6 protein-coding genes are annotated in these 7,974 nt (G+C 57.1%); 4 read left to right on the top strand and 2 right to left on the bottom strand.

Going from position 1 to position 7,974, the window contains the following annotated elements; translation table 11 throughout:
• The first annotated feature begins 127 nt into the window (after positions 1-127).
• Both speE and speD read left to right on the top strand, forming a co-directional pair.
• A complete protein-coding gene (gene speE / locus HMPREF9538_RS08455) occupies positions 128-988 on the top strand; it encodes a polyamine aminopropyltransferase (RefSeq protein WP_009485702.1) in 861 nt (286 codons plus the stop codon).
• Between the two features lie 24 nt (positions 989-1,012).
• Positions 1,013-1,807, top strand: coding sequence for an adenosylmethionine decarboxylase (gene speD, locus HMPREF9538_RS08460; RefSeq protein ID WP_002888739.1), 795 nt, complete (start codon positions 1,013-1,015; stop codon positions 1,805-1,807).
• Positions 1,808-1,990: 183 nt separating this feature from the next.
• Here the strand turns inward: speD and yacL are convergent, their stop codons facing one another.
• Both yacL and acnB read right to left on the bottom strand, forming a co-directional pair.
• The gene (yacL, locus tag HMPREF9538_RS08465; RefSeq protein ID WP_002888737.1) at positions 1,991-2,353 is read right to left on the bottom strand and encodes a protein YacL; all 363 of its coding nucleotides are present in this window, start codon (positions 2,351-2,353) and stop codon (positions 1,991-1,993) included.
• A gap of 186 nt (positions 2,354-2,539) precedes the next feature.
• On the bottom strand, positions 2,540-5,137 hold the full coding sequence (gene acnB / locus HMPREF9538_RS08470) for a bifunctional aconitate hydratase 2/2-methylisocitrate dehydratase (RefSeq protein ID WP_002888735.1): 2,598 nt from the start codon (positions 5,135-5,137) through the stop codon (positions 2,540-2,542).
• Positions 5,138-5,568: 431 nt separating this feature from the next.
• On the opposite strand from acnB, the gene HMPREF9538_RS08480 reads away from it, so the two are divergent.
• Positions 5,569-7,176, top strand: a complete 1,608-nt coding sequence (locus tag HMPREF9538_RS08480; protein WP_009485699.1) for a DUF3300 domain-containing protein — start codon at positions 5,569-5,571, stop codon at positions 7,174-7,176.
• A gap of 11 nt (positions 7,177-7,187) precedes the next feature.
• A partial coding sequence (locus HMPREF9538_RS08485; protein WP_032457193.1) for a DUF2950 family protein occupies positions 7,188-7,974 on the top strand: 787 nt, incomplete at its 3' end.

Here is a 7,974-nt window from a genome sequence, read left to right as displayed (position 1 = left end):
GGGGGGGGGTGGCTGTTATTCCTGCCTCATTGCTGCAATAACCGCCGTGCATCCTCATCTATAGTTGTCTATGATGTTGCACTCGTTTTACGGGTGTAACAGATGTTAACGAAGGAGGAGCCTTATCGTGGCCGATAATCCACTGTGGCATGAAACGCTGCATGACCATTTTGGTCAGTATTTTAGCGTTGATAACGTGCTGTACCACGAAAAAACCGATCATCAGGATCTGATCATCTTTGATAACCGCGCCTTTGGCCGGGTGATGGCGCTGGATGGCGTCGTACAAACCACCGAACGCGACGAGTTCATCTATCACGAAATGATGACCCATGTGCCGCTGCTGGCTCACGGCAACGCGAAGCATGTGTTGATCATTGGCGGCGGCGATGGCGCGATGCTGCGCGAAGTCTCTCGTCACCGTAGCATCGAAACCATCACCATGGTGGAAATCGACGCCGGGGTAGTTTCATTCTGCCGCCAGTACCTGCCGAACCATAACGCCGGCGCCTATGACGATCCGCGCTTTACGCTGGTGATTGATGATGGCGTCAATTTTGTTAAACAGACGACGCAAACGTTTGACGTGATCATTTCGGACTGTACCGACCCTATCGGCCCGGGAGAAAGCCTGTTCACCTCGGCTTTTTATGAAGGCTGCAAACGCTGCCTGAACCCGGGTGGGATCTTTGTTGCCCAGAATGGCGTCTGCTTCCTGCAACAGGATGAAGCGGTAGGCAGCCATCGCAAGCTAAGCCACTATTTTCGCGACGTCAGCTTCTACCAGGCGGCAATTCCAACCTATTACGGCGGGATCATGACCTTTGCCTGGGCGAGCGACAATGAGGCGCTGCGCCATCTCTCCAGCGAAATCATTCAGGCGCGCTTTCACAAAGCCAACCTGACCTGCCGTTACTACAATCCGGCAATCCATACGGCGGCCTTCGCCTTACCACAATATCTGCATGATGCTCTGTCCGCACCGTGACGCGAAATAAGGGGGTGAACTAAATTGAAAAAATTGAAGCTGCACGGCTTTAACAACCTGACCAAAAGCCTGAGTTTTTGTATCTACGATATCTGTTACGCCAAAACGGCAGAAGAGCGCGACGGCTACATCGCCTATATCGACGAACTCTATAATGCCAATCGCCTGACGGAGATCCTGACAGAAACCTGTTCTATTATTGGCGCCAATATCCTGAATATCGCCCGTCAGGATTATGAACCCCAGGGCGCCAGCGTGACCATTCTGGTCAGCGAAGAGCCTGTCGATCCCAAGCTGATTGACCAGACCGAACATCCTGGCCCGCTACCGGAAACCGTGGTCGCCCATCTCGATAAGAGCCATATCTGCGTGCATACCTACCCGGAGAGCCATCCGGAGGGCGGCCTGTGCACCTTCCGCGCCGATATCGAAGTTTCAACGTGCGGCGTCATTTCCCCGCTTAAAGCGCTGAACTATCTGATTCACCAGCTGGAATCGGACATTGTGACCATTGACTACCGTGTGCGCGGCTTTACCCGCGATATCAATGGGATGAAGCATTTTATCGATCATGAAATCAATTCGATTCAGAACTTTATGTCCGACGATATGAAGTCGTTGTATGACATGGTCGACGTCAACGTTTATCAGGAAAATATCTTCCATACCAAAATGTTGCTCAAGGAGTTCGACCTTAAGCACTACATGTTCCATACCCGACCGGAAGAGTTGACTGCCGAAGAGCGCAAGGTCATTACCGACCTGCTATGGAAAGAGATGCGCGAGATTTACTACGGCCGCAATATTCCTGCCGTGTAATCTATGAAATGCCCGGCGGCGCTTTTGCTTGCCGGGCCTGTAGTTCTGCGCCGCCTGGTAGACCGGGTCAGGCGCTAGCCGCCTGGTGGACCGGGTCAGGCGCTAGCCGCTCCCGGGATTTCCCCTGCTCACGCTACACTTTGCAGGGCTACGGTTCTGCGCCACCCGACATAAAAGGGGTCATTAACGCTGCTGCATAAACTCACGATAGGCGGCGACCACCTGCAGGAAATCCTCAACACCGCACAGAGAGAGACTTTCTTCGTCGTAGTAGCTCATCCCCTCCTCGATTTCGTCGCCGGAAAACTCCAGCTGATTGGCGCGGATCATCACCTCTTCGCCATCCAGCCACAGCGTATATTCATGCCCGGCACGCTGCCAGGAACGCTCGCTGCCCTTCACGGTGCGCGCAGCCTGCTCCACTTCGTCCAGCAGAGCAAGATTGCCTTTCACCTCCTCGTTGAACCAGTGGCCGATCGCCTCGTGATCCATCGACATTCGCACCTTTACCACTCCGGTAATATCGCGCAGAAATTCGTAATCCATAGTCTTTTCCTCTGCAAGGGCAATGCGTCACCGCTGCACTGTACCCATGCAGTAATTATCGCAGCAGACAGAAAGAAAAAAAGCGTAGCGGGCGGGAGGTTTGGAAATAAAAATGCCCGCTGATGCAATGTTCACCGGGCATTGGAGAGTTTATCGCCAAACGGTCAGCCGGGCTGACCGAATGGTTTACACCGCGGTCTGGAAGATCACGCCGTCAGCTTTTTCAGTGTACTGATCCAGCTGGTTGAAGTTCAGATAACGGTAGGTATCTTCCGCCGTCTTATCCACCTGCGCCACGAAGGTCTGGTACTCTTCCGGCGTCGGCAGTTTGCCGAGCAGCGAAGCCACCGCTGCCAGTTCGGCAGAGGCCAGATAGACGTTAGCGCCGGTACCTAAACGGTTCGGGAAGTTACGGGTAGAGGTGGAAACCACCGTCGCGCCGTCGGCCACGCGCGCCTGGTTACCCATACACAGAGAACAGCCAGGGATTTCGATACGCGCCCCGCTCTTACCAAACACGCTATAGTAGCCTTCTTCGGTCAGCTGCGCGGCATCCATACGGGTTGGCGGCGCCACCCACAGGCGAGTCGGCAGTTGGCCTTTGTGGCTGTCCAGCAGCTTACCGGCGGCACGGAAGTGGCCGATGTTGGTCATGCAGGAGCCGATGAACACTTCGTCGATCTTCTCGCCCTGCACATCAGACAGCAGGCGGGCATCGTCCGGATCGTTCGGCGCGCACAGAATCGGCTCTTTAATATCCGCCAGATCGATGTCGATCACTGCCGCGTATTCCGCGTCAGCATCGGCTTCCAGCAGCTGCGGATCCGCCAGCCATTTTTCCATGCCCTGGATACGACGCTCCAGGGTACGGCGGTCGCCGTAGCCTTCGGCGATCATCCACTTCAGCAGAACGATGTTGGAGTTCAGATACTCAACGATCGGCTCTTTATTCAGCTTGATGGTGCAGCCGGCGGCAGAACGCTCCGCCGAGGCATCGGTCAACTCGAACGCCTGCTCGACTTTCAGATCCGGCAGACCTTCGATCTCGAGGATGCGACCAGAGAAGATGTTTTTCTTACCTTTCTTCTCCACGGTCAGCAGGCCCTGCTTGATGGCGTACAGCGGGATGGCGTGGACCAGGTCACGCAGGGTGATCCCCGGCTGCATTTTACCTTTGAAACGCACCAGCACCGATTCCGGCATATCCAGCGGCATCACGCCGGTCGCGGCGGCGAAGGCCACCAGACCAGAGCCTGCCGGGAAGGAGATGCCGATTGGGAAACGGGTGTGGGAGTCACCGCCGGTACCCACGGTATCCGGCAGCAGCATGCGGTTCAGCCAGGAGTGAATCACGCCATCGCCCGGACGCAGAGAAACACCGCCGCGGTTCATGATGAAGTCCGGCAGAGTGTGGTGCGTGGTAACGTCAACCGGCTTCGGGTAGGCCGCGGTGTGGCAGAAGGACTGCATCACCAGGTCTGCAGAGAAGCCCAGGCACGCCAGGTCTTTCAGCTCATCACGGGTCATTGGACCGGTGGTGTCCTGAGAACCGACGGAGGTCATTTTCGGTTCGCAATAAGCGCCCGGACGGATACCGGCAACGCCGCAGGCGCGGCCAACCATTTTCTGCGCCAGCGAGAAGCCGCGGGTGCTTTCCGCCACGTCTTTCGCCTGACGGAAGACATCGCTGTGCGGCAGGCCCAGCGCTTCACGCGCTTTGGTGGTCAGACCGCGACCGATGATCAGCGGAATACGGCCGCCGGCGCGCACTTCGTCGATCAGCACATCGGTTTTCAGCTCGAAGCTGGCCAGCAGTTCGTTGGTCTCGTGGTTACGCACTTCGCCTTTGAACGGGTAAACGTCGATTACGTCGCCCATGTTCAGGTTAGACACATCAACTTCGATAGGCAGCGCGCCCGCATCTTCCATGGTGTTGAAGAAAATTGGCGCGATTTTACCGCCCAGACACAGGCCGCCGCCGCGCTTGTTCGGCACGTTCGGGATATCGTCGCCCATAAACCACAGCACCGAGTTGGTGGCGGATTTACGTGAAGAACCGGTCCCGACCACGTCGCCGACGTAGGCCAGCGGGTAGCCTTTCTGCTGCAGGGCTTCGATCTGTTTGATTGGGCCAACCACGCCCGGCTGATCCGGCTCAATGCCTTCGCGGGGGTTTTTGAGCATTGCCAGCGCATGCAGCGGGATATCCGGGCGCGACCACGCATCCGGCGCCGGAGAGAGATCATCGGTGTTCGTTTCGCCGGTGACCTTGAAGACGGTAACAGTGATTTTCTCTGCCAGCTGCGGACGGTTCAGGAACCACTCGGCGTCAGCCCAGGATTGCATAACCTGTTTAGCATGCTCGTTACCCGCTTTGGCTTTCTCTTCCACGTCGTAGAAGTTATCGAACATCAGCAGGGTATGGGAGAGCGCTTTCGCGGCAATCGGCGCCAGTTTCGCGTCGTCCAGCGCATCGATCAGCGGATGGATATTGTAACCGCCCTGCATGGTGCCCAGCAGTTCAACGGCTTTTTCAGGGGTAACCAGGGGGGAGGTCGCTTCGCCTTTGGCGATCGCGGCAAGGAATCCAGCTTTAACATAGGCGGCTTCGTCGACGCCCGGCGGTACACGGTTAATCAGCAGGTCTAACAGGAATTCTTCTTCGCCCGCAGGCGGGTTTTTCAGCAGTTCTACCAGCGCGGCCATTTGGGTTGCATCTAAGGGTTTGGCAACAATCCCCATGGCGGCACGCTCAGCTACGTGCTTACGGTATTCTTCTAGCACGACGGTTCTCCTCGCTCTCATTGTCATAATGCGGCCTACACGTCTTCAATCAATCTGCCTCTGTCCTGGCTTAGCTTGCCGCGTGACGCATCTTGAAGGATTTAGTGGCTGGGCGATTTTCTTCACGCTCCTGTGAGACAGCAGTTTGTAGGGTAAATGCCCGATACCGCGTCGGCAGCATAGCAGGAATTTTGAAAGGTGTTAATCTGTTTACAAAAAAGCAACATTAAAATTTAGCTGAATCGTTAAGGGCAGGATATTGCAGGCTTTCTGTTCAAATCCCACGACAAAAATCCCTTTCCGCGTACAACGCCACGGGCCGATCCCAACAATAATCAATAAAAAGCCATCCCGCTTACTTATCCTCAGCAAACGCGCCGTTTTCGCAGATACTTTAGCGAGATGGGTTACTTTTTGGGTCAGGAGTTTCCATGTCACTGCCGTTCAAACCCCATATTATCGCCCTGCTCTGTAGCGCTGGCTTACTCGCGGCGGCAGGAACACTCTATGTGCAAAGCCGAACCCCAGCGACGATCGCTGAACCGCCTGCGCAGCAAGCGCCAGCGCCCGCAGCGTCGACGACACAGCCGGTGGCCGCCACTTACACCCAGGCGCAAATTGATCAGTGGGTCGCCCCTATCGCGCTCTACCCGGACAGCCTGCTGTCGCAGGTGTTGATGGCCTCCACTTATCCCGACAACGTCCTGCAGGCGGTCCAGTGGTCCCAGGATAACCCCGCGATGAAAGGGGATGCGGCCGTGCAGGCGGTTGCCAGCCAGCCGTGGGACCCTAGCGTCAAATCTCTTGTCGCTTTCCCTGCCCTGCTGGCGATGATGGGCGAGAATCCGCCCTGGGTGGAAAATCTTGGCAATGCGTTTTTGGCCCAGCCGCATGATGTGATGGATTCAGTGCAGCGCCTGCGCGCCATTGCCCAACAAACCGGGACGCTGAAATCCACACCGCAGCAGAAAGTGATTGTCACCCCTGCCGCACCGGTTTCAGCCAGCAGCAGCACGGCAGCAACCGCAACCGCCCACACAGCGGCGCCTGCGCCCACGCAGGTCATTAAAATAGAGCCGACCAATCCACAGGTGGTCTATGTTCCCAGCTATAACCCCTCCACCGTCTATGGTACCTGGCCGAACAGCGCCTATCCGCCGGTCTATCTGCCGCCCCCTCCCGGGGAGCAGTTTACCGATAGCTTCGTCAAAGGCTTCGGGTACAGCCTCGGCGTGGCCACCACCTGGGCGCTGTTCAGCAGTATCGACTGGGATGATGATGACCATCACCATCACGATGACGACTACCACCACGGCGATTACTCGCATAATGGCGATAACATCAATATTAATGTAAATAATTTCAATCATATAACAGGAGAAAACCTGCCGGGAAACCACGTTAACTGGCAGCACAATCCTGCCTATCGCGGACACACACCGTATCCCGATAATACGGTAGCTCAGCGCTTCCATCAGACCAACGTTTCCGGCGGACTGAGCGCGACCCAACATGCGCCAGTCGATCGCGAAGCGCAGCGCCAGGCAGCGATGACCCAGCTGCAGCATAACGTACCGACGGCCACAGCGGGCAACCTGGCGGCAAACAACACCTCACGCGACGCCCAGCGTCAGGCGGCCTCAGCGCAGCTGAAGCAAGCCACCCAACGCAGTAATTACCGCGGTTACGACAGCACGCCGACCCAACAGCAGCGTCGCGAGGCGGCAAAAACGCAGCTGAAAACCCCCACGCCGCAGCAACAGCAGCGTCGAGAAGCCGCCAGGAGCCACGAGCAGAACCGCACACCTCAGCAGCAGCAGCGCCGGCAGCAGTTCCAGTCCGCCACGCCAGCCCAGCGTCAGCAGACGCTCAGCCATCTGCGCGCCAACGCCCTTAGCGGCAACGAAAGCCGCGCCCCCTCCTGGCAAGCGCAGCAGGAACGAGGACTGCAGAGCCGCCAGTTATCCGGCGTAAACCGCGAGTTACGCGAGGGCGCCAGAGAACGTCTTTCCGAACACCATGAACTGCGTCGCCGCTAAGGATGAGCAGAATGAGAAACCCATTATCCGTTGCCCTGTTTACGTTAATGCTGTCGCCGCTTGCCGCCTTCGCCCAACAGCAGTTTGCCACGCCGGAACAGGCCGCAACTGCGCTGGCCGAAGCGATCAGCCAGCCTAATGAAGCCGCGCTGAGCGAAGTACTCGGCGATAACTGGCAGCAGTTTTTACCCACGGACGGGATCGACCCTGCCGCCGTCGATCGCTTTCAACGCGACTGGCAGGTGAAACATGTCATCATCCAGCAGGGTGACAAAGCCTGGCTCGATGTCGGTAGCGAGGCATGGCGTCTGCCCGTGCCTATCGTAAAAGCGTCTGAGGGATGGCGCTTTAATATGGCCGCTGGCGAAGAGGAGATCCTCACCCGCGCCATCGGCCGCAATGAGCTGTCGGCGATCGCCGCCATGCATGCCTATGTTGATGCCCAGCAGGATTATTATCATCTGAACCACCGCTGGGCGCAGAAAATCATCAGTAGCGAAGGCAAAAAAGATGGCTTGTACTGGCCAACTTCGCCGGGCGAAGCGCCAAGCCCGCTCGGTCCGGCCTTTAGCCCGACGGTGCCCGGTAGCGGCTACCATGGCTATCGCTTTCGAATTATCGCCGGTCGCGATGACCAGAGCGTCGCCTTGCTGGCCTGGCCGATAGCCTGGGGTGAAACCGGCGTGATGAGCTTTATGATCGATCAGCAGGATAGGGTCTATCAGGCCAATCTCGGTGAAGAGAGCGCCGCAAAGGCACAGGAGATAACGCGGCTTTCGTTGCCGCTAAGGGCGTTGG

It is taken from the genome of Klebsiella sp. MS 92-3, from assembly GCF_000195655.1.
GTDB lineage: Bacteria > Pseudomonadota > Gammaproteobacteria > Enterobacterales > Enterobacteriaceae > Klebsiella > Klebsiella pneumoniae.
Note: the sequence above shows the minus strand (reverse complement) of the source record. Positions and strands in the feature narration are given on the sequence as shown.

Bases quoted from the DNA above. Each gene is read 5' to 3' on its own strand.
- HMPREF9538_RS08480 (WP_009485699.1), top strand. From the start codon at position 5,569: ATGTCACTGCCGTTCAAACCCCATATTATCGCCCTGCTCTGTAGCGCT.
- yacL (WP_002888737.1), bottom strand. From the start codon at position 2,353: ATGGATTACGAATTTCTGCGCGATATTACCGGAGTGGTAAAGGTGCGA.